The organism is Pseudoclavibacter sp. RFBJ3, from assembly GCF_002931375.1.
Classification (GTDB): Bacteria; Actinomycetota; Actinomycetes; order Actinomycetales; family Microbacteriaceae; genus Pseudoclavibacter.
In genome coordinates this window covers 114,478-135,408 of sequence record NZ_PSXZ01000003.1, presented here as the reverse complement: position 1 = coordinate 135,408, position 20,931 = coordinate 114,478, and the positions used below count along the sequence as shown (strand labels likewise).

The 20,931-nt window shown below is 70.1% G+C and carries 21 protein-coding genes; 16 read left to right on the top strand and 5 right to left on the bottom strand.

What is annotated here, in order from left to right; translation table 11 throughout:
• The first annotated feature begins 46 nt into the window (after positions 1-46).
• Positions 47-1,402: an ArgE/DapE family deacylase gene (locus C5E07_RS03015; RefSeq protein ID WP_104298386.1), complete on the top strand. Its 1,356-nt coding sequence runs from the start codon at positions 47-49 to the stop codon at positions 1,400-1,402.
• A gap of 93 nt (positions 1,403-1,495) precedes the next feature.
• On the opposite strand, the gene C5E07_RS03010 is transcribed toward C5E07_RS03015, so the two are convergent.
• A complete protein-coding gene (locus tag C5E07_RS03010) occupies positions 1,496-2,389 on the bottom strand; it encodes an MBL fold metallo-hydrolase (RefSeq protein ID WP_104298385.1) in 894 nt (297 codons plus the stop codon).
• A 315-nt stretch (positions 2,390-2,704) separates the two neighbouring features.
• On the opposite strand from C5E07_RS03010, the gene C5E07_RS03005 reads away from it, so the two are divergent.
• From C5E07_RS03005 to C5E07_RS02965, 9 genes are all read left to right on the top strand, one after another.
• A complete protein-coding gene (locus tag C5E07_RS03005) occupies positions 2,705-4,243 on the top strand; it encodes an ABC transporter substrate-binding protein (RefSeq protein ID WP_181057758.1) in 1,539 nt (512 codons plus the stop codon).
• A 146-nt stretch (positions 4,244-4,389) separates the two neighbouring features.
• The gene (locus tag C5E07_RS03000) at positions 4,390-5,331 is read left to right on the top strand and encodes an ABC transporter permease (RefSeq protein ID WP_160075091.1); all 942 of its coding nucleotides are present in this window, start codon (positions 4,390-4,392) and stop codon (positions 5,329-5,331) included.
• Positions 5,328-7,346 (top strand): dipeptide/oligopeptide/nickel ABC transporter permease/ATP-binding protein, encoded by a 2,019-nt coding sequence (locus C5E07_RS02995; protein ID WP_104298383.1) that lies wholly within the window; start codon positions 5,328-5,330, stop codon positions 7,344-7,346. Before C5E07_RS03000 ends, C5E07_RS02995 begins: the two co-directional genes overlap by 4 nt.
• Positions 7,343-8,428 (top strand): ATP-binding cassette domain-containing protein, encoded by a 1,086-nt coding sequence (locus C5E07_RS02990; RefSeq protein WP_104298382.1) that lies wholly within the window; start codon positions 7,343-7,345, stop codon positions 8,426-8,428. Before C5E07_RS02995 ends, C5E07_RS02990 begins: the two co-directional genes overlap by 4 nt.
• 79 nt (positions 8,429-8,507) lie before the next feature.
• Positions 8,508-9,254, top strand: a complete 747-nt coding sequence (locus C5E07_RS02985) for an arylmalonate decarboxylase (protein WP_104298381.1) — start codon at positions 8,508-8,510, stop codon at positions 9,252-9,254.
• 29 nt (positions 9,255-9,283) lie between these two features.
• Positions 9,284-10,474, top strand: a complete 1,191-nt coding sequence (locus tag C5E07_RS02980; protein WP_104298380.1) for an NAD(P)/FAD-dependent oxidoreductase — start codon at positions 9,284-9,286, stop codon at positions 10,472-10,474.
• Complete coding sequence (locus tag C5E07_RS02975) at positions 10,471-11,184, top strand: GntR family transcriptional regulator (protein WP_104298379.1); 714 nt, start codon at positions 10,471-10,473, stop codon at positions 11,182-11,184. Before C5E07_RS02980 ends, C5E07_RS02975 begins: the two co-directional genes overlap by 4 nt.
• A 3-nt stretch (positions 11,185-11,187) precedes the next feature.
• Positions 11,188-12,585, top strand: coding sequence for an MFS transporter (locus C5E07_RS02970; RefSeq protein WP_104298378.1), 1,398 nt, complete (start codon positions 11,188-11,190; stop codon positions 12,583-12,585).
• Between the two features lie 137 nt (positions 12,586-12,722).
• Positions 12,723-13,397 (top strand): isochorismatase family protein, encoded by a 675-nt coding sequence (locus tag C5E07_RS02965; RefSeq protein WP_258063758.1) that lies wholly within the window; start codon positions 12,723-12,725, stop codon positions 13,395-13,397.
• A 528-nt stretch (positions 13,398-13,925) separates the two neighbouring features.
• On the opposite strand, the gene C5E07_RS02960 is transcribed toward C5E07_RS02965, so the two are convergent.
• Positions 13,926-14,753 (bottom strand): SDR family NAD(P)-dependent oxidoreductase, encoded by an 828-nt coding sequence (locus C5E07_RS02960; protein ID WP_104298377.1) that lies wholly within the window; start codon positions 14,751-14,753, stop codon positions 13,926-13,928.
• A 76-nt stretch (positions 14,754-14,829) separates the two neighbouring features.
• Here C5E07_RS02960 and C5E07_RS02955 point away from each other — a divergent pair, with 76 nt between their 5' ends.
• Positions 14,830-16,347: an aldehyde dehydrogenase gene (locus C5E07_RS02955; protein WP_181057756.1), complete on the top strand. Its 1,518-nt coding sequence runs from the start codon at positions 14,830-14,832 to the stop codon at positions 16,345-16,347.
• A gap of 159 nt (positions 16,348-16,506) precedes the next feature.
• On the opposite strand, the gene C5E07_RS02950 is transcribed toward C5E07_RS02955, so the two are convergent.
• Entirely contained in the window at positions 16,507-16,827 is a 321-nt protein-coding gene (locus C5E07_RS02950; protein ID WP_104298375.1) for a hypothetical protein, read from the bottom strand.
• Between the two features lie 28 nt (positions 16,828-16,855).
• Positions 16,856-17,182, bottom strand: coding sequence for an ATP-dependent DNA ligase (locus C5E07_RS02945; RefSeq protein ID WP_104240491.1), 327 nt, complete (start codon positions 17,180-17,182; stop codon positions 16,856-16,858).
• A gap of 270 nt (positions 17,183-17,452) precedes the next feature.
• Between C5E07_RS02945 and C5E07_RS02940 the strand changes: the two genes are divergently transcribed.
• From C5E07_RS02940 to C5E07_RS02920, 5 genes are all read left to right on the top strand, one after another.
• A complete protein-coding gene (locus C5E07_RS02940; protein WP_104298374.1) occupies positions 17,453-17,716 on the top strand; it encodes a hypothetical protein in 264 nt (87 codons plus the stop codon).
• A 44-nt stretch (positions 17,717-17,760) separates the two neighbouring features.
• Positions 17,761-18,540 carry an SDR family oxidoreductase gene (locus tag C5E07_RS02935; protein WP_104298509.1) on the top strand — a complete coding sequence of 260 codons (780 nt, stop codon included), beginning with the start codon at positions 17,761-17,763 and terminating at the stop codon, positions 18,538-18,540.
• Between the two features lie 32 nt (positions 18,541-18,572).
• Entirely contained in the window at positions 18,573-18,908 is a 336-nt protein-coding gene (locus C5E07_RS02930) for a hypothetical protein (protein WP_104298373.1), read from the top strand.
• Entirely contained in the window at positions 18,905-19,177 is a 273-nt protein-coding gene (locus tag C5E07_RS02925) for a hypothetical protein (protein ID WP_146080486.1), read from the top strand. Before C5E07_RS02930 ends, C5E07_RS02925 begins: the two co-directional genes overlap by 4 nt.
• A gap of 65 nt (positions 19,178-19,242) precedes the next feature.
• On the top strand, positions 19,243-20,433 hold the full coding sequence (locus C5E07_RS02920) for an alpha/beta fold hydrolase (protein ID WP_258063757.1): 1,191 nt from the start codon (positions 19,243-19,245) through the stop codon (positions 20,431-20,433).
• 69 nt (positions 20,434-20,502) lie between these two features.
• On the opposite strand, the gene C5E07_RS02915 is transcribed toward C5E07_RS02920, so the two are convergent.
• Positions 20,503-20,874, bottom strand: coding sequence for a RidA family protein (locus tag C5E07_RS02915; protein WP_104240486.1), 372 nt, complete (start codon positions 20,872-20,874; stop codon positions 20,503-20,505).
• Positions 20,875-20,931: the final 57 nt, after the last annotated feature.

Genomic DNA, 20,931 nt, shown 5'->3' with positions numbered 1-20,931 from the left:
GCCCCGCCCGACCGCGAGCGCCCCCAAACGAAAGCAGGACCAGAGCATGACCACACCGACCAGCAGCGACATCGACTCCAGCACCACCCCCACCACGACCACGACCCACGCCACCGCGACGGCCAGCCCCCTCAGCGACGAGCAGCGCCAGCGCATCCTCGACGCCGTCGACGCCGCCTTCGACCAGCAGGTCGCCTTCACGCAGGAGCTCGTCCGGCACCCGTCGCTTCGAGCCAACGAGTCGTCGGCGCAGGACCTCCTCTACGGCGCCATGGCCGGCCGCGGCCTCACCATGGACCGCTGGGAGCTCGACCCCGTCGAGCTCGCCGCCCACCCGGGAGCCGGAGCAGTCGAGATCTCCTACGAAGGCCTCGAGAACGTCGTCGGCACCTTCACCCCACCCCAGGAACGCGGAAGCTCGCTCATCCTGAACGGACACATCGACGTCGTCCCTGAAGGCCCCGAGAGCCAGTGGGCGCGGTCCCCATGGGACGCGACCGTGCGAGACGGCTGGCTGTACGGCCGCGGCAGCGGCGACATGAAGGCAGGCCTCGTCGCCAACCTGTACGCCTTCGACGCCGTCCGGGCGGCGGGCCTCGCGCCGACGGGTCGCATCCACTTCGAGTCCGTCGTCGAGGAGGAATGCACCGGCAACGGCTCCCTCTCCGCGCACCTGCGCGGCTACACGGCCGACGCCGTCCTCATCCCAGAGCCCGAGGAGGACATGCTCGTGCGCGCCAACACGGGCGTCATCTGGCTGCGCCTCCGCGTCGACGGCAAGCCCACCCACCCCCGTGAGATGCAGACCGGTTTCAATGCCATCGACGCCGCCTACTCCGTCATCGGCGAGCTCCGGAAGCTCGAGGCAGACTGGAACACCAAGCAAGGCGAGCACCGCTACTTCGAGGACCTCGACCACCCCATCAACTTCAACGTCGGCAAGATCCAGGGCGGCGACTGGGGCTCCAGCGTGCCGGCCTGGTGCGAGGTCGACGTGCGCGTCGCCCTCTACCCCGGCATCACCGCAGACGCGGCCTGGGCCGAGATCACCGACGCGCTCGACGGCGTCACCGCAGACGGCAACGGCAACCCCATCGTCACGACCGCGACGAAGACCGGCTTCTACGCCGAGGGGTACGTCCTCGAGGAGGGCGGCGCCGCAGAGCGAGCGCTCGAACGCAGCCACAGCGCAGCGTTCGGGGGTGCCGAGCTCGAATCGTTTGTCACCCCCGGCTACCTCGACGGGCGAGTCTTCGTGCAGTACGCCGACACCCCCGCGCTCGTCTACGGCCCCATCTCCGAAGCCATCCACGGCTACGACGAGCGGGTGAACCTCGAATCGGTGCGCCGCATCACGAAGTCGATCGCGCTCTTCATCGCCGAATGGTGCGGGGTGGAGTAGCCAGCAGCAAGCACGCGCCGCGCGCGACCTCGACCTCGGCACCCGCCGAGCAGTCGAGGCCGCGCGCGGTTCGTCACACCCCGAGGCGACGCGTCAGCTGAGTCTCGGCCCCTCGGCGATCGCGAACCCACCCTCGCCGTCCGACTCGACGTAGAGCAGCTCGTGAGAGGCGACGTGCCCCGCGAGCATCGGAACACCAGTCGCCGCGCACTCCTCGAGCAGAGCGCGCCTCGTGGACTCCGCGACCTCCCTCATGGAGCAGAAGCTCGACGACAGACCGGGCTCGGCAACCTGCAGCACGTGGTGCAGCGCATCCCCCGAGATGATGGCGACCGTCGAACCCGACGCCGGCTCGAGCACCCGAACCACCATGTGCCCCGGAGTATCGCCGGGCGCGTGCTCCAGCACGACGGACGGCGACGCCCGATGCGGAAGCTCGACCACGTCCGCTTGCCCCGCCAGGAAGACCGGCTCGATCGAGTCGGCCCAGAAGTCGCCGTTGCGCTCGAACATGCCCCTGGCGCTCGGCCCCGTGATGAAGGCGCGATCGAGCTCGTTGAACAGGTAGCGCGCGTTGGGGAACGTCGGCGACCACCCGCCCGCCGCATCCGCCGCCGTGTTCCATCCGACGTGGTCGCAATGCAGGTGCGTGTTGACGACGACGTCGACCTCGGCAGGGTCGACGATCGTGGCGAGCTCCTCGAGCCACGTCGTGGCGAGCCCGTTCCACATGTCCCGGATGCGCGGCTTGCCGTTCCCGACCCCCGTGTCGACCACCGCGACGAAGCCGCGTGAGCGCACGACGTAGCTGCTCGACGCCATCACGAGGCGGTCGGTGCTCGCTTCGTAGTCGTCCGGCCCGAGGGCGGCGATCTGCGGACGGAGCGGGTCGGTATCGACGAACATCTCCTCGACGGGGAGCATCGCCGAACGCGACTCCTCGATGCGGTAGATCTGCGTGTCGCCTCTGGTCAGCAGCGGTCGCATGGTGCCCTCCTCGACGTGTTCGAGTCCCCGGGCGCCACTTCTGGCGCACGTGAGACCCCGGGCCAGATGGCCTGCATCCACCCTGAGTGCACCATGTTGCCTGGAGGTTTCATTGCATGCAATGAGTGTTACCAGCGCGTAAAAAGCCGCCTATCTGGTCAAGATTGCATGCAGTTTGCGGCTAGCGTCCATCTCACCGGCTCAGAACATAGCCGAACCACCACCGCTTCACCGCCTCACCGCACCCTGCTTCTCACCGCACCCCAGCTCCTCCTCCCAGCTCCGCTCACCTCGTCGCTCCCGGAAAGGACGCGCATGCGTTCCCACAGACTTCGCGTCGGCACCGCCGTCGCCATGCTCGGCATCACCACCCTCGCCGTCACCGCCTGCTCCACCGGATCATCCTCGGCCTCCGAAGACGCCACCTTCGCGGTCAACATCGCCGCGCTCGAGGGCGCCCCCACCTTCGACCCCGCCGCCAACATGCGCGGCTCCGCCTTCAACTACGCGGCAGCCGCCTACGAGAGCCTCGTCACGAGCGACGCCGAAGGCGCCCTCCAGCCGGGCGTCGCCACGGCCTGGGAGTACACGAGCCCCACCGAGCTCACCATGGACTTCCGCCTCGACAGCGTCTTCGAAGACGGCTCCCCGATGACCGTCGAGCTCATCAAGGCCAACCTCGAGCGCTACCAGGAGACTCCGGGCACCTACCAGGCGCGCCTCAACTCGATCGACGCGATCGAGGTCGTCGACGAGGACACCCTGAAGTTCAGCCTCAACACCCCGGACCAGTCGCTGCCGGAGGCCTTCTCCCTCACCGTCGGCATGATGGTCAGCCAGGCCGCCCTCGACGACCCGACGCTGCTGCTCACCGACACCTACGGCTCCGGGCCGTGGATCCTCGACTCCTACACGGAGGACAGCGAGTACAGCTACATCCGCAACCCCGAGTACGCGGGCCCCATGGACGTGCAGGTCGACGAGCTCAACATGTTCGTCATCACCGACCTGACCGCCCAGCTCAATGCGCTCCTCGCCGGCGACGTCGATATCATCTCCGCCCAGTGGAGCCAACGCGACCAGGCGGAATCCCAGGGCTTCGCAGCCGCCTCCAACGAGTCCAACGTCGGCGGCCTCATGCTCTTCGACCGCGGCGGCGACGTCATCCCCGAGCTCGGCGACGTGCGCGTCCGACAGGCCATCAACTACGCCCTCGACCGCGACGCCATCGGCACCGCCCTCTGGAGCGACTACCAGCGAGGCACCTCCTCCGTCTTCGGCAAGTTCACCTCCGCCTACGACGAGTCGCTCGACGACTACTACGAGTACAACCCGGAGAAGGCGAAGCAGCTCCTCGCCGAGGCCGGCTACGCCGACGGGTGCGAGCTCCCCATCCTCAGCCGCACCATGTTCGGCGAGAACAAGCGCCTCGAGGCGACCATCCCCTACCTCGAAGCCGTCGGCATCACCGCCACCCTCTCCGACCGCACGAACGACTACTTCGACGCCATCACCAACAAGGAGTTCGGCGCTTCCCAGGGACAGCAGAACGGCGGCATCGACTCCTACGTCAACAGCATGAACATGCTCGCCCCCAACGCGCAGCTCAACCCGTTCGGCACCGACGACCCCGAGCTGACGGCCCTCATCGCCGACGCCTCCAGCGAGCTCGACGCCGACGCGGCAGCCACGAAGTGGCAGGCGGTCAACAAGTGGGTCGTCGAGAACGCCTGGTTCGCACCGGTCGCCTTCTACCACACGCACACGGTGTGGGATGCGGAGAAGCTCGGCGGCGTCGAGCTCGCCGCCGGCCAGGTCTTCCCGCTCCCCTTCAGCTGGACCCCCGCCGAATAGGCACCCGGGCTCCCGCAGCAGCCGCAGCAGCCGCAGCAGCCGCAGCACCGCGATACCCAGCACGCATCACGCATCACCGGATGCGCGGGGAGGCGCCCCTCCCCGCGCATCCGCCCAGCACCATCACCAACCTGAAAGGAGCACACGTGGCCCTCTACATCCTCCGGCGAGTCGGCATCACCGTGCTCATGGTCTTCCTCGTCGTCTCGGCCGCCTTCTTCCTCGTGGCCCTCATGCCGAACGACGTGACCCAGACCATCCTGGGCCCCGACGCCACCCCGGAGGCCCGCGCCCAGCTGCGTGACGAGATGGGCTTCAACGACCCGATCCTCGTGCGCTACCTCGCCTTCCTCGGTGGCCTCCTGACCGGCGACCTCGGCGTCTCCTACCTCAGCCAGCAGTCGGTGACGATGCAGGTGCTCGAGCGGCTCCCCGTCACCCTCACCCTCTCGATGGGCGGCATCCTCCTCACGACCGTGCTCGGCATCGTGCTCGGCATCCTCGCCGCGAGCCGCGGCGGCTGGCTCGACACCATCATCCGCGGAGCCGCCGGCGTCATGCAGGCCATCCCGAGCTTCTGGCTCGCCGTGCTGCTGGTGCTCGTGTTCGCCGTGAACCTCAAGATGTTCCCCGCGTCCGGCTGGGAGCCCTTCACGGAGGACCCCGCCGAGTTCCTCCGCCGCATCACGCTGCCCCTCATCTCCATCGGCATCGCGGGCACCGCGGCGGTCGCCCGCCAGGCGAGGGTCGCGATGCTCGACGTGCAGGGCCGAGACTTCATGCAGACCCTGCGAGCGACGGGGCTCCCCGAGTGGCGCATCGTCTGGCTGCACGGGCTCCGCAACGCCGCCATCCCCGTCCTCACCGTCATCGGCCTCCAGTTCGTGGCCCTCTTCGGCAGCGCCGTGCTCATCGAGCAGGTCTTCGCGCTCCCCGGCGTCGGCAAGCTCGTCGTCGACTCCGTCAACCTGGGCGACATGCCCATCGTGCTCGGTGTCGTCGTCGCCCTCAGCGTCGTGATCCTCGTCATGAACCTCGTCATCGACATCCTCTACGGCATCATCAACCCGAAGGCGAGGCTCGCATGACCCGCGTCCGACGCACCGACACCGCCCTCTCCAGACTGCTCAGCAAGCCGGGAGCCGTCGTCGCCCTCGCCTTCCTCGTCCTCCTCGGCTTGTCGGTGATCTTCGCCGACCTCGTCGCCCCGCTCGACCCGCTCGCCCAGGACCTCGCTCTCGCGCGTCAGCTGCCGAGCGCCGAGCACCTCCTCGGCACCGACGACCTCGGGCGCGACGTCTTCTCCCGCCTCATCCACGGCGGCGCAGCGACCCTCGGCGGAGCCGTCCTCGCGGCGGTCGTCGCGATGAGCATCGGCATCCCGCTCGGCATGATCGGCGGCTACTTCCGCGGCTTCACCGACACCCTCGTCTCCCGCTTCGCGGACTTCTTCCAGGCCCTGCCCACGATCGTCATCCTCATGGCCGTGATCGGCGCCTTCGGCAACAACACGACCGTCGCGATGGTGACCCTCGGCATCGCGATGAGCGACGGCTTCGTCCGCCTCGCCAGGGCCACGACGCTGCAGGTGCGGCGAGAGCTGTACGTGGATGCCGCGAACGTCGCCGGCATCGCACCCGGCCTCATCCTGTTCCGCCACGTGCTCCCCAACATCCGCGGACCGCTGCTCGTGCAGCTCTCCATCACGATGGGCGCCGCCCTCCTCATCCAGGCTGGCCTCGGCTTCCTCGGCCTCGGCACCCCGCCCCCGGCGCCCAGCTGGGGCGGCATGATCAGCGAGGCCAGCGAGCTCATCTACCTGCACCCGTGGCTGCTCGTGCCGAGCGGTGTCATCATGATCCTCTCCATCCTCTCCTTCAACGTCGTCGGCGATGCGCTCGCCGGCAACCGCCCCGGGACGACCCTCGTCCGCTCCTTCTTCCGGAAGAAGCCGGCCGCCCAGGTCGCCACCAAGCCCGTTGCCGTCGACGACCCGCAGCCGGACGTGGACGACGCCATCGTCTCCGTGCGCGACCTCAGCGTCTCGTTCACCGACAGCACCGGCGAGTTCGCGGTCGTGCAGGGCGTCTCCTTCGACGTGCGCCGCGGCGAGGCCCTCGGCATGGTCGGCGAATCGGGATGCGGCAAGTCGGTGACCGCGAAGAGCCTGCTCGGCCTCGTCGCCCCAGGCGGCCGCGTCTCGAAGGGCGAGATCGTCATCGACGGCACCAACATCGTCGGGCAGAGCAACAAGCAGCTGCGCGCCGTGCGCGGCTCGAAGATCGCCCTCGTCTCGCAGGAGCCCATGACGGCCCTCGACCCGACGTTCACGATCGGAGCCCAGCTGCGCGAGGCCATCGCCCACCACACGGGCCGCAAGGCAGGCGAAGTGCAGGAGCGGGCGCTCGAGCTGCTCCGTCTCGTCGGCATGCCCGACCCGCAGCAGGCCGCCGCCAGCTACACGTTCCAGGTCTCCGGCGGCATGGCGCAGCGCGCCGCCATCGCCATGGCGCTGACGGGCGAACCCGAGGTGCTCGTCGCCGACGAGCCCACGACCGCCCTCGATGTGACCGTGCAGGCCGAGATCCTCGACCTGCTGCGGCGCCTCCGCGAAGAGCTCGGCCTCGCGGTCATCATCGTCACGCACGACCTCGGAGTCGTCGCGGACACATGCGACCGCGCCGTCGTCATGTACGCCGGCCAGGTCATCGAGGAGGCCGACGTCGACACGCTCCTCACGGCCCCATCGCATCCCTACACCAGGGCCCTGCTCGCGGCGATGCCCGCCAACGCCGTCGCCGGAGTGCCAATGGATGCCATCAGCGGCGCCGTGCCAGCACCTCGCGACTGGCCGACCGGGTGCCGCTTCGCCGAGCGCTGCACCTTCGCGACCGAGCGCTGCCGCACCTCCCCCGTCGCCCTCACCCTGCAGCGCCGCGGAAACGCAAACGCAAACGCAAGCGGAAGCGCAGATCAGCGCCCAGCCGTCGGCCAGCAGCGCTCCGGCATGGCCCGCTGCGTGCGGGTCGAGGAGGTCGCGAAGGCAGCCCGCACCGGCTCGGCCACCCAGAACTCCAGCGTGAAAGAGAGGAGCATCGCATGAGCGAAGAGCTGCTGAGCGTCGACCACCTCCAGATGCGGTTCAAGAACCCCCACAACCGCGCGCAGACCGTGCACGCCGTCGACGACGTGAGCTTCGCCGTCGCCCCCGGCGAGATCCTCGGCGTCGTCGGGGAGTCCGGCTCGGGCAAGTCGACCATCGGGCGCTGCATCCTGGGCCTCGAGAAGCCGAGCGACGGCAGCATCCGCTTCGGCGGTCGCGACCTCACGAAGCACTCGCTGCTCCGCAACCGTCGCGACATCGCCAAGCAGCTGCAGGTCGTCTTCCAGGACCCGTACAGCTCGCTCAACCCCTTCCGCACGATCGGACAGACCCTCGCGGAGCCGCTCCAGGCGGCCCTTCGCCTCTCCGACAAGCAGGCGGATGCGCGGGCCCGCGACATGCTCGAGACGGTCGGCCTCCCCCGAGCCGCAGCAGACCGCTTCCCCGGCCAGTTCTCCGGCGGGCAGCGGCAGCGCATCGGCATCGCGAGGGCCCTCATCATGCAGCCGCAGCTCGTCGTGCTCGACGAGGCGGTGAGCGCCCTCGACCTGTCGACGCAGGCGCAGATCCTCAACCTCCTCGCGCAGCTCGCGAAGGAACGCGGCCTCGCCTACATCTTCATCGCCCACGACCTCGACGTCGTCCGCTACATCTCGCACCGCACGCTTGTGCTCTACCGCGGACGCATCATGGAGCAGGGCCCGGCCGGTGACGTCCACAGCGCGCCCCTGCACCCGTACACGGCGGCGCTCAACGCGGCAGCCCCCGTGACCGACCCGGTCGAGCAGCGCAGGCGGCGCACGGCGAGAGCGGCGGCGGCAACTGCGGCAACTGCGGCTGCAGCCGCGTCAGCCACCCCGCCCTCCCCTGCTTCCCCAGCAACCCCAGCCACCCCAGCCACCGGGCAGCTCGGCTGCCCGTTCGCGGCCCGCTGCGCCTTCGCGCAGGAGGTGTGCCTCACGAAGCGACCGGCCGACACCCCCGTCGGCCAGCGAACCGTGGCATGCCACATGTACGACGCGACGAGCGGCCACACGCGCCTCGGCTCCGGCATGCCAGCGGCCGAGCTCATCGCGAGCTGAGCGCCCCACCCCACCAGCTTCCACAATCCAGCCGCGGTGCCCCCGCACCGCGGCCACCCGAACACGAAGGAGCACGTCAATGCCAGACGTCACCGGATACCGCGCGAAGATCGGCGTCATCGTCCCATCGACCAACACGGTCGTCGAGCACGATGTCAACAGGCTCGCGCCCCACGGCATCACGTTCCACTGCGGTCGCATGTACGTCGAGCAGCAGGCCATGGGCGACCACACGAGCTTCATGGAGCTGCAGACGCAGATCCGAGGCTCCATGTCGGTGGCGCTGCGCGACGTCATGACGGCCCAGCCCGACCTCATGATGATGGGGATGTCGGCGCCCACCTTCAGCGGCGGCGTCGCCGGCAACGAGGCCTTCCAGACCGAGGTGAGCGAGCAGATCGGCGGCATGCCCGTCACCACCGGCGCATCCGCCTGCCGTGCCGCCCTCGAGACCCTCGGCGTGACGAAGATCTCCGTCTTCTCCCCATACCAGCCGGTCGCCGACAAGTGGGTCGACCAGTACTTCACCGAGGCCGGCTTCGACGTCGTCAAGGTCACCGGCCTCCGCTGCCCCACCGCGACGTCGATCGCGAGCGTCACACCACGCGACCTCGTCACGGTGCTCGAGGAGATCGACACCCCCGAGACCGAGGCGATCGTGCAGGTCGGCACGAACCTGTCGTTCATCCGCATGGCCGACGAAGCCGAGACCTGGCTCGGGAAGCCCGTCGTCGCCATCAACACCGCCACCGTCTGGCACACCCTCAGGCAGGCCGGCTTCACCGACACCGTCGGTGGCTACGGCACCATCATCCGCGAATTCTGACCGCCACAGCGCACACAAAGGACCACACCATGACTGCTTCCCCCCAGTTCGATGTCATCGTCGTCGGCGGCGGCCCCGTCGGCACCACCACCGCCCTCAAGCTCGCGAAGCGCGGCATGACCGTCGCACTCTTCGAGAAGCGCGAGGCGAGCACGCTCGAGCACCGCGCATCCACCTTCCACCCGCCGACGCTCGAGATGCTCGAGGAGCTCGGGCTCACCCAGCCGCTCATCGACGCCGGCATCATCGCGCGCTCGTACCAGTTCCGGGATGCGACGATCGGCAAGATCGTCGAGCTCGACTTCGCGGTGCTCGACGACGACACGGCCTACCCGTACCGCGTCCAGGTCGAGCAGAGCCGCCTCACCGCGGCCGCCCAGCAGGTCATCTCCGGCGAGCCCAACGTCACGTCCACCCTCGGCGCCGAGGTCATCGCGATTCGTGAGAGCGGCGACGGCTTCGAGGTGGACGTGCGCGGCGAGGACGGCGCCGTGAGCACTAGCACGAGCACCTACCTCGTCGCGGCGGACGGCTCGCGGTCCCTCGTGCGCGAGCACTACGACATCGACTTCTCGGGCCACACCTACCCGGAGCGCTACCTCGTCATCACGACGAGCCTGCCCCTGCACGAGATCCACGAGGACCTCGCCGTCGTCAACTACGTCGCCGACCCGGAGAACTGGCACGTCCTGCTGCGCAACCCCAGCGGCTGGCGCGTGCTCTTCCCCTGCGATCCCGCCCTCACGTCCGAGCAGCAGACCGACCCCGCCTACGTCGTGAGTCAGCTGCGGCGTGTGGTGCCCGAACTCGACGGCTACCCTGTTGTGCACGTCACCGTCTACGAAGTGCACCGCAAGGTCGCGCGGACGTTCCGCAAGGGCAACGTCTTCCTCGTGGGCGACGCGGCACACGTCAACAACCCGCTGGGAGGCATGGGCATGAACAGTGGAATCCACGACGGGCTCCTGCTCGCCGAGCTGCTGCCCGGCTACGCCAACGGCGAGGTCTCGAGCGAGGAGCTCGACGACTGGGCCGAGAAGCGCCGCGCCGTCGCCCGCCATTACGTCGGCGAGGAGACGGAGGGCAACTGGAACGCCCTCCGCGACACGAGCGAAGAGCGCCGCGCCGCGAAGCGCGCCGAGTGGGAAGCCCTCGGCCGCGACGAGACCGCCCGCCGACAGTTCCTCCTCACCTCGTCGATGCTCGCGAGCGTTCGATGATCGAGACCCCGACGCACGTGCTGCTGCCCGAGAGCCTCACGGGAGGCGACCTCGCCTACGCGGAGCTGCGCTCGCGCATCATGAGCGGCGAGTACGCGCCGCACACGGTGCTGCGCGCGCAGGCGCTCGCCGCCGAGTTCGGGCTCAGCAGGACCCCCATCCGCGAGGCGCTCCAGCGCCTCGCGGAGGCGGGGCTCGTGGCGTACATCCCCAACAAGGGTGCAACCGTCATCGGATACACGACCGAGCAGATGGCCGAGACCTACTTCGTCCGCGCCTCCCTCGAGAGCCGCGCCGCCGGCCTCGCCGCCGACCGCATGACCGACGCCGACGCCGAGCTCCTCATCGACCGCATCGAGCGGATGGACCCCCTCGTCCACGCAAGCGACCAGGACGAGATCGTCGAGCTCGGCCGCCTCAACCGCGAATTCCACGAGCACATCGTGAAGGTCTCCGGCAGCCTGCAGCTGCAGACGCTCCTGCGCAGCGTCAGCCAGGTGCCCATGATGATCCGCAACTACCAGGCGTACGGCGACACGTTCCGCATCCGCTCGAACCACCATCACCGCGACATCCTGACCGCCCTGCAGACGGGCGACTCGCTGTGGGCCGAGGTCGCGATGCGCTCGCACATCCTCGCTGCCCGCAACGCCGTGCTCCAGGGACCGGGCACCTCCACGACCGCTGGCGCTGCTCCCGACGAAGGCTGAGCCGTGTCGCGCACCACCGGGCCCACCACGGGGCCCGAGCAGCAGCATGCCCGGAATCCCCCGCTGGAAGGCGTTCGCGAGCCCAGTTCCGCGGCGCCCTCCACCCCCGCGGCCGACGCACCCACGCACGTCTGGCGAACCCGCCGCCCGGGCCGGACCGCGACCATCGCAGGCATCGGCACGACCGTCGTCACCGCGCTCCCCGTCTTCCTCGTCGGCGGCCTGTCCATGCAGCTGCGCGCCAGCACGGGGCTCACCGAATCGATGCTCGGCATCGTCGTCGCCGCCTACTGGGGTGCGTCGGCCCTCCTCTCCCCGCTGGCCGGCAGCCTCTCCACGAGGCTCGGCTTCCGCTGGGGCATGGTCATGGCCTCCTCGATCGGCGGCCTCGCCCTCATCGGCATCGCCGCCTACACACCGACGTGGCAGTGGCTGCTCGTCTGGCTCATCGTCGCCGGAGCGGGGAACTCGCTCGGGCATCCACCCTCGAACGCCCTCATCGGGGTCGGCGTCTCGACCCGACGGCGCGCCCTCGCGTTCGGCTTCAAGCAGGGAGCGGTCCCCCTCGCCACCTTCAGCGCCGGCCTCGCCGTCCCCGCCCTGGGCCTCACGGTCGGCTGGCAGTGGACCTTCGCGATCGCAGGAGCGCTCGCCGCCGTCGCCGTCGCGTTCCTCGCCTGGCGGGTGCCGCGAACGCCACGAACGCCACGCGCCACGCGCCGCACTCGAGAGCGGCTCCCCCGCGACCTGCGCGTCTTCCTCATCCTCGCCTCAGCCGCAAGCGGGCTCGGTGCCGCACAATCGAGCGTCATCGGCGCCTTCACCGTCACGACCGCCATCGGCGTCGGCTACACGGCCGCCGTCGCGGGCCTCCTCCTCAGCCTCGGCTCGCTCGCGAACATCATCGCGAGACCCCTCGCAGGCTGGCTCGCCGACCGCGGCATCGGAGGGACCCTCACCACGGTCTCGCTCATGATGCTCTCCGGCGCCATCGGCCTCGGCGGCATGGCGCTCGCCCTCCCCTGGAGCTTCGCCATCGGCGTCGTCCTCGCCTTCGGACTCGGCTGGGGATGGAGCGGACTGCTCCACTACGCCGTCTCCAACGCCGTGCCCCGCTTCGCAGCCCAAGCCACGGGGCTCGTGCAGTCGGGCGCCTATATCGGCAGCGCGGCCGGCCCCTTCGCGATGGGGTTCGTCTTCGAGTACTTCGGGCCGACCACCGGATGGCTCGCCGCCGCCGGCATCGCACTCATCGCCGCCACCACGGCCGCCATCGCCGCGCAGTTCCACCCCACGCGGCGCCGCGCGCGCGCCGAAGCCCGGGCGGGATCCCTCGAGGCATCCCTGGCCGAGTCGCGCGAGGAATCCCGCGTCGATGATCAGGCCGGGGCAGCCACGTGAACCCGCTGGCCTTCCGCTTCCAACTCCCGCACCCCCGCAACCACACGAAGGGCACCACCATGACCCCCACGACCACCGCGTCCACAACTGCACCTGCACCTACACCTGCACCTGCACCTGCACCTGCACCCTCTGGCGTGTCCGCTGCCGAGGTCCCCGCCAACCTGGCCACCGACCTCTCCGCCGACAACGACTACGCGGCCGCGGGCTTCGGACAGCGCCTCGGCTTCGGACGGAGGCCCGCGCTCATCGTCATCGACTTCGTCGACGCCTACCTCGTCGAGTCGTCCCCCCTGTACGCGGGCGTCGAGGACGAGCTCGCCTCGGCCGCACGCGTGCTGCACTCGGCGCGGGCAGCCAGCATCCCCGTGCTCTACACGGTTGTCGAGCAGGACACGGGCCCCACGGGCGGCGGGGTCTTCGCCCGCAAGGCCGCCGGTCTCGCGACCCTCGCCACGGGGTCTCCCCTCGGCACCATCGCGGCGCCCCTCACCCCGCAGCAGGGCGAGCCGGTCCTCTCCAAGAAGTACGCGAGCTCGTTCTTCGGCACCTCCCTCGCCACCGACCTGACGGTGCTCGGGCGCGACAGTGTCATCCTCGTCGGGCTCTCGACGTCCGGATGTGTGCGGGCCACCGCCGTCGACGCCTGCCAGCACGGCTTCATCCCGCTTGTGGTGCGCGACGCCGTCGGCGACCGCCGCTCGGAGCCCCACGAGGCGGCCCTCTTCGACCTCGACGCCAAGTACGCCGACGTCGTCAGCGAGCAGGATGTCGTCACCTACCTGGCGGGCCTCGCAGCCAGCTCGGCGTAGGGCCGCCGCCGCGCCCGCCGCCGCTGCTGCCCCTGCCCCTGCCGAAAGTTGTGGCGAAGTGCCGCCGGGATTCCTCCCGACCGCACTTCGCCACAACTCTCAGCCCCGGGCACGATGCTCTGGATGCGGACGCCGGGGCGCGGGGCCCCGGCGCGGGCCCGAGGCTCCGCCGCACATCTCGCCACCAGCCAGCCCCAAAGACGCCGCCAACCACACTGCAACCCCTGCCCCTTCGCACGCACCCCTGCAGCCCCTGCCCCTGCCCAAAGTTGTGGCAAAGTGCCGCCGGAATCCCTCCCGACCGCACTTCGCCACAACTCTCGGCGCCGGACACAGACGCGGACGCAAGCCGCACGTCGCCCGCACCGGTCCGCGCACAACTAGCGCAGGGCCGACATTGGCCCCACCGTCACCGTCCGTCACCGGCACCTCTTCACAAGGTTGTGGCAAAGTGCCGTCGGGATCCCTCCCGGCCGCACTTCGCCACAACTCTCGGCGCCGGACGGAGGCGGGTGGCGCGGGCGCGGCTCAGCCAGCGACGACGTGCGGGGCGCTCGCTGCGGCGAACGCCTCCGCGTCCGGAAGCGCCGGATCCCACAGCTTCGCGATGACACGCGCCCCGGAGACGAGCGCGCTGTCGGGCGAGCACAGCCAGACGGCCGGCGCCGCCATGACGTCGGGGGCCAGCAGGTTGCCATCCGCCCCCTTCTTGTCCGGGCCCGAGGGCAGCAGCTCCGTGTCGGCGGCGCCACCCGGCAGCAGCAGGTTGACGGTCACCCCGCTGCCAGCCAGGTCGGTGGCCCACGAGCGTGTCATCGCCTCGAGCGCCGCCTTCGACGGGCCGTACGGTGCGTACCCGGGCCTGATCATGGTCTGCGCGCTCGTCGAGACGTTGACGATCCGCCCTTCCCGCTGCGCGAGGAAGAGCGGCATCACGGCCTGCGACATGACGAACGGACCGTTGACGTTGGTGTCGATGATCTGCGACCACGTCGCGGCAGGCACATCCCAGAAGTGCACCGGGTCGGTCGTGAAGGTCTCGCTGACGAGGCGCATGCCGCGTCCCGCGTTATTGACGAGGGCGTGCACACCCCCGAATCGCTGGACGGTGGCGTCGACGACCTCCTGCGCTCGCTCCGGGTCGCTCACGTCCGCGACCATCGGCAGCAGCAGTTCAGCACCGCCCGGGAGCTCGGCGGCCTCCGCGACGACCTCGTCGAGGGCGGCGGATGCCCCGCTCGCGGTGATCGTGACGGCGTAGCCCGCCGCTCGCAGAGCAAGGGCCATGACGCGACCGAGACCGCGGGACCCTCCAGTGACGATGGCGACTCTCGGAGAGGTGGTGTGTGCATCCATGCAGCTAGATTGCGTGCAATCATGACCCACTGGGTGCGATTAGCGGAACTTTTCACACGATTGCAACATGGATTGCATGCGATCTTCGCACCGGGCGTCGATCATGGACACCATGCATCTCGACTCCTTCATCAACGGCCGCCGAGTGGCCTCGCCCGCGTCGCTCGCAGTGGTCAGCCCCATCGACGGGCACACCGTCGTCGGTTCCGTCGCGAACGCGAGCCCCGAGCAGGTGCGGGATGCGCTTGCCGCGGCCCGGACCACCGCTCCGCTCTGGGCGGCGGTCCCGGCAGCCGACCGCGCGCGACAGCTCTCGGACGCGATCGAGGACGCCGCGGCGAACCCCGACCACTCCGGGCACCTCATCGCGAGCGAGATGGGCAAGCCAGCACAGGACGCGCACGGCGAGTTCCAGTTCGCCCGGCACCTCGCGAAGTTCTGCGCCGAGCACCTCGACGCGGTCTGCGCCGAGCAGCTCATCGACGATGCCGAGGGCACCCTGCTGCGCGTCGTCGAACCCATGGGCGTCGTCGGCGCCATCACCCCGTGGAATGCGCCCGTCATCCTCGCCGCACTCAAGGTCATCCCGGCGCTCATGACCGGCAACACCATGGTGCTCAAGCCCTCACCACTCGCACCCCTCGCCGTCACCGCGTTCTACTCGGCGATCGCCGCCAGACTGCCCGCCGGCATCCTGAACCTCGTCAACGGCGAAGGCGAGACGGGAAGCGCACTCGTCGAGAGCCCCGACGTCGACCTCATCTCCTTCACGGGCGGCCCCGCCGCGGCCCGAGCCATCGGAGCAGCCGCCGCCCGCACCATCCGCCCCACCGTCATGGAGCTCGGCGGCAACGACGCGGCGATCCTCCTCGACGACGCCGACTGGGGCCCGGAGCTCGCCGAGCGGGTCGTGTTCGGTGCCATGCTGACGAGCGGGCAGGTGTGCATGGCCATCAAGCGCGTCTACGTTCCCCGCGAGCGCCACGACGCCTTCGTCGCCGACCTCGTGGCCGCCGCCGAGCGAGTCCTGCGGGTCGGAGACCCGAGGGTCGAGGGCGTGACGATCGGCCCCGTCATCAGCGGCGACGCGCGCGCACGCCTCGAAGCCCTCCGCGAGCGGTCAGCGGATGCGGGCGGGACCGTCACCGAGATCGGCACGCTCGACGCGTCCATCACCCCCGGCGGCCATTGGGTTCGGCCCGCGATCGTCACGGGCCTGCGCGACACGGACGAGCTCGTCCGCGAGGAGCAGTTCGGGCCGCTCCTCCCGATCCTCGCCTACGACACCGTCGACGAGGCCATCGAGCGAGCGAACGGGGTCGAGCACGGGCTTGCCTCGTCGGTGTGGAGCGTCGACATTCCGCGAGCGCAGGCCGTCGCGCGCCGACTCAGAGCGGGGTTCACGTTCATCAACTGCGCCAACCGTGCCGGAGTCTCCCTCCGAGCCCCGATGGGTGGGCGCGGGGTCAGCGGCCACGGGCGAGAGTTCGGGGAGCTCGGCCTCTCCGAGTACGTGCAGAGCCACAGCATCAACTATCCGGCGACGGCACGGGTCGGAGCGGCGATGGCCGCGAACCGGTACCCGGGGTCCTGAACGGCACGGGCCCGCGGGGAACGGCGCGTCCTCCTCGAGCGCGGCGCCGCCCTGCCGCGCCCTGCCCTGCCCCGCCCTGCCCCGCCCTGCCAAGCAAGATGCGGATTCGCCGAGCGCTGCGAGGAGGGACCCCGAAGCGTGCCGCCCAGTCGGTGCCGCTCAGCGCGTGCCGGTCCCGCGCATCCAGTCGTCGCCGTTGCCGCTGAGCGACTCCTGCACCGCGGCCTCGGCGTCGCTGAGCGCACGCTCGGCGGCGTCGAGCTCGAGCTTCGTCGCGCGCTCCGCGTCGAGGCGCTCACGGTCGGCGGCCTGCCGCTCTGCGCGCTCCGAGAGCGACAAGGACAGGGAGTCGGGAAGCTGCAGGTCCTCGCTGCGGAGGGCTGCGAGCCGCGACCTCAACTCTCGCGTGCGGAGGTACGCCTCGCGGACACGAAGCATGCGCTCCGACTGCTGGCCTGCTTCGTTCGCGCTCGCATTCACAGCACCGAGCCTAGAGCGTCCCGCGGTGTCACACCGCCAGCGACGTCGCCCGGGCGGGTGCAGGCTCCTGGCAGATGCGCATCCCGGTCGGCGAGTTGGCGGAGGCGATGATGGCGCGCACCCAGTCATCGTTGATCGCGGGGAGGCGTCCGCCGATGAAACGGAACCGAAGGTCGGTCGTGGGGCTTATCCAGAGCGTCTCCCGACCGCTGCCCTGATTCGCGGGGCGCGACATGGAGAAGGCGACGCTGTGGCCCGCCCGGAGCATGCTGAGGAGTGCGACTTTGAGATGCAGGAGCGGGCGGTCGTCGATCTCCAGCTCGTGCCCTTGACTGCCGTAGTACATGAATCCCATGGGGTCACCTCTGGGTTGTGAGAAACCAAGGCGACGAATCCGTCTCGACCGCTCGGTGTGCGCCCCGAACAAGCGAAGGAGGGGCAGGGAGTACCGATGTGTCCTGAGTGTCGCACGCAAGCGGCGTATTCCCTATGTGATCACCTGATCTCACAGCCTGCCGTTATCGGATGGAGGCACGGCCTGTCAATGCGGTTGCCCGGGGATCGCATCGGGAGTTGGGTGAGGGCCAACCCATTGCCGCATCAGCTCGTTCACCAAGAGGAGCCCATGGACTATCTCGTGCACATCAACGGCCGCGACTTTGTCGTCGGCGAGAACGCGATCGAGGGTCTGCGCTCGAGCCTGCTCGGTGCCGCCAGCGCCGGTGGCGGCTTCGTCGAGCTTCCCCACCCGACGGCGGCGGGCACGGCAGCGCTTGTGCTGCCCGAGTCGGCGGTGTGGATCGAGCCCGTCCCCGGGGAGGTCGTGGCTGACGAGGCCGGCTTCGTGCCGGACATCGCCTTCGTCGACGTGGAGGTGCCGCAGAGATAGCGGATGCCGCGCTCCTCGTGGCCCGCACCTCGTACCGTGGGTGCATGAGCATCGCAGGAGAGCCCAGGGTCGCCCTCGTCACCGGCGTCGGCCGCCGCCGCTCCATCGGCGCCGCACTGGCGGTCGGGCTGGCTCGAGATGGCTGGCACCTCGCGCTCAACCACTGGCAGGCCTACGATGACCGGCTCGGTCTCGAGCGGTCCGGTGACGACCCGCGGTCAGTGGCGCAGGAATGCCGCGAGCTGGGCGCATCCGTGGATCTCATCGAGGGCGACCTGAGCGACCCGGCGGCTCCGGCCATGCTCATCAGCAGGGCGCAGACCCTCGGCACGGTCTCGGGGCTCGTCATGTCGCACGCCGAATCCGTCGACAGCTCCATCCTCGCGACGAGCCTCGACAGCTGGGATCGCCACTTCGCCGTCAACGCGCGAGCGACATGGCTGCTCATCAAGGCGTTCGCCGAGCAGCTGCCCGCGACAGGACCAACGGGCGATGCTCGTGCCAGCATCGTCGCCCTCACGAGCGACCACACCGTTGAGAACCTGCCGTACGGCGCCAGCAAGGGCGCGCTCGATCGCATCGTCACGGCGGCCGCCGCGGAGCTCGCCGACAGGGGCGTTCGCGCGAACGTCATCAACCCCGGCCCGATCGACACGGGGTGGATGGACGACGCGACCCGCGCCTGGTGCCGGGAGGCGACGCCCGCCGGTCGCCTCGGGACGGCGGAGGACACCGCGAACCTCGTGCGGTTCCTGCTCTCACCGCAGGGAGCCTGGATCAACGGGCAGGTGCTGTCCAGCAACGGCGGGTTCACGGTCGGATAGGTGCGGGCGGCTCGATCCGGTAGACATGACGCATGACCGCCGACCAGCAACGCCGACCGGTTCGCTTCTGGACGCTCCTGACCGTCATCATCCTGCTCGGAGTGGGGCTGGCGACGTGGCTGTTCCTCCCGGTCGCGCTGGAGGAGCACTGCGCCCAGCTCCTCGGCGCGCCGGAGACCTGCCTCGACCTGCGGCACTCGCCCGCCGGAATCCCCACCGCCTTCTCGCTCTGGTTCAGCGCGCTCGGTGCGGCTATCGGGGTGCCCATCATCGTCGTCGTCGTCCTGCGCTTCGTTCGAGCGCAGCGTGCGACGCCACCGCCAGCGCAACCCGGCTCAGCGATCGCACCCGAGGGGCGGGCCTCGTGACGCCGCCTTTCCTGCGCCCACCCTCCACGTCCCGGATCTGGCTGTGGACGGCCGTGACCGCGATCCTCATCTCGCTCGCGCTGGCACCCGTGTACACGTCGACGACCTGCCTCGACGCCCTCGACCCGGCGCACACCTCCTGCGAGGTCTCGCAGCTCGGTTTCGCGGGCAACCAGACCAACGGATGGCTGTGGCTCGCCGCCGTGATCGCGACCATAGCCGTCGGGTGGATTCTCGCGCGACGCCGCAGATCTCAGCCACGTCGCTGAAGCACCACCCGGCCCCCCAGATCTGCCCCCAGACCGGTCGCGCCCTCCCCTGCTAGCTTGAGCGCGTGGCCCCGCAGATCCCCCCGCAGCTCGCCGACCGGCACGCGCGTCACCTGCGCCGCCCTGCCACGGACACCACGCCCGAGTTCGACCTGGCCTACGCGCGAGGTGGACCGCGGGGGTCGACCCCGGTCGTCGTGATCCCGGGCGGGCCCGGCCTCGGCTCGCTGCTCCCGTACCTCGGCTTCCGGAGGCGCGCCGCGCAGGGCGGCCTCGACGTCATCATGGTCGAGCACCGAGGCATCGGCTTCTCCCGCACCGACCTGGGCGGGCGCGACCTGCCGAGCTCCGCGATGAACATCGTCGAGGTGATCGACGACATCGCGGCCGTGCTCGACCGGGAGGGCATCGCGCGGGCGCACATCGTCGGCGCCTCCTACGGCACATACCTCGCGTCGGCGTTCGGTGCCAGGCACCCGGACCGCGTCGCCGGCATGCTGCTCGACTCCGCCCTGCAGTCCGCCGAGTCCCTGAACCTGGAGCGGCACACGGTGCGCGAACTGTTCTGGCACGCCGACACCGCCGCCGCAGAGGCGACGCACGCGCTCATCGACAAGGGCGTCGACTCGCGCATCCTGCTCGACGTGGCCCGCGCCGCCTACGAGCTGGGCGGCGACGAGCTCCTGGTCCCCGTGCTCCGGCAGCGCGCGAACCACGCGCACACCGCAGCTTGGAGCGCCCTGCAGCTGTACGCGACCCGCGACCGCTCCATCGCCCGTTTCCCGGGCATCTACGAGTTCGACCTGTCCGGCGTCATCGGCTTCCGGGAGCTCGGCTACGGCGGCCACCCCGACGGGCTGCCCCTCGACCCCGCGCTCACCTACTCGGAGATCGCCGACCTCTTCCCCGCCTTCGCGGGCGAGCCCTTCGACCTCGCCGAGGAGACGCCGAAGTTCCCGTGGCCGCTCGTGCTGCTCGTCGGCACGCGCGACCTGCGCACCCCGCCGCCTATCGCGCGGGCGGTCGCCGCCACGGCTCAGGATGCGGTGCTCGTGCACATCGAGAACGGCCATTCGGCCCTCGAGTCCCACCCGCTGGTCCTGCTCAACGCCATCCGAGCACTCGTCCGCGGGCGCGAGCACTCGCTTCCCGCAGCATCCGCCGCGCTCGACCGACTCCCGCGCCGGGGGCTCGCCGCGCGCATCCCGGAGCTGCTCGGCGCCGCGACCCTCATCGAGAGCACCATCAGGCCTTAGGACCCTGGGTTCCTAGGCCCTGGCACGCGCTGGTGCGCGGGGCCGGACTCGACCCCGCGCAGGCAGCAGCTACTCGCTGATGATCGCGTCGACCTCGACCTCGAGCAGGAGGTCCTTCGCGACGAGGCCAGCGGTGCCGATGAACGCGCACGCCGGGCGGATCTCGCCGAAGACCTCGCCGTGCACGGCACCGACGGACTCGAAGTCGCGCTCGATATCGACGAGGAACACCCGAGTGCGCACGACGTCCGCCAGGCTGGCGCCGGCCTGCTCGAGCGCGGCGCCGATGCGCTCGAAGATCTCCCTCGCCTGCTCCTCAGCGTCGACACCCGGCGCCGTCGTGCCCGCCACGAAGACGTGGCTGCCGACCTTCACGGCCCGTGAGTAGCCGACCGTCGCCTCGTAGGGCGAACCGGAGGAGATGTTCGTGCGTTCGGTCATGAGAGGGCTCCTTCGTGAGGCAGGCGCTGAGTCCTGGCAGGGAATGTCAGCTCAGAG

What these genes read in the sequence shown, in the direction of transcription:
- C5E07_RS03015 (WP_104298386.1), top strand. Translation starts at nt 47, where the DNA reads ATGACCACACCGACCAGCAGCGACATCGACTCCAGCACCACCCCCACC.
- C5E07_RS03010 (WP_104298385.1), bottom strand. Translation starts at nt 2,389, where the DNA reads ATGCGACCGCTGCTGACCAGAGGCGACACGCAGATCTACCGCATCGAG.
- C5E07_RS03005 (WP_181057758.1), top strand. Translation starts at nt 2,705, where the DNA reads ATGCGTTCCCACAGACTTCGCGTCGGCACCGCCGTCGCCATGCTCGGC.
- C5E07_RS02995 (WP_104298383.1), top strand. Translation starts at nt 5,328, where the DNA reads ATGACCCGCGTCCGACGCACCGACACCGCCCTCTCCAGACTGCTCAGC.
- C5E07_RS02990 (WP_104298382.1), top strand. Translation starts at nt 7,343, where the DNA reads ATGAGCGAAGAGCTGCTGAGCGTCGACCACCTCCAGATGCGGTTCAAG.
- C5E07_RS02985 (WP_104298381.1), top strand. Translation starts at nt 8,508, where the DNA reads ATGCCAGACGTCACCGGATACCGCGCGAAGATCGGCGTCATCGTCCCA.
- C5E07_RS02980 (WP_104298380.1), top strand. Translation starts at nt 9,284, where the DNA reads ATGACTGCTTCCCCCCAGTTCGATGTCATCGTCGTCGGCGGCGGCCCC.
- C5E07_RS02975 (WP_104298379.1), top strand. Translation starts at nt 10,471, where the DNA reads ATGATCGAGACCCCGACGCACGTGCTGCTGCCCGAGAGCCTCACGGGA.
- C5E07_RS02960 (WP_104298377.1), bottom strand. Translation starts at nt 14,753, where the DNA reads ATGGATGCACACACCACCTCTCCGAGAGTCGCCATCGTCACTGGAGGG.
- C5E07_RS02955 (WP_181057756.1), top strand. Translation starts at nt 14,830, where the DNA reads ATGCGATCTTCGCACCGGGCGTCGATCATGGACACCATGCATCTCGAC.
- C5E07_RS02945 (WP_104240491.1), bottom strand. Translation starts at nt 17,182, where the DNA reads ATGGGATTCATGTACTACGGCAGTCAAGGGCACGAGCTGGAGATCGAC.
- C5E07_RS02940 (WP_104298374.1), top strand. Translation starts at nt 17,453, where the DNA reads ATGGACTATCTCGTGCACATCAACGGCCGCGACTTTGTCGTCGGCGAG.
- C5E07_RS02935 (WP_104298509.1), top strand. Translation starts at nt 17,761, where the DNA reads ATGAGCATCGCAGGAGAGCCCAGGGTCGCCCTCGTCACCGGCGTCGGC.
- C5E07_RS02930 (WP_104298373.1), top strand. Translation starts at nt 18,573, where the DNA reads ATGACCGCCGACCAGCAACGCCGACCGGTTCGCTTCTGGACGCTCCTG.
- C5E07_RS02915 (WP_104240486.1), bottom strand. Translation starts at nt 20,874, where the DNA reads ATGACCGAACGCACGAACATCTCCTCCGGTTCGCCCTACGAGGCGACG.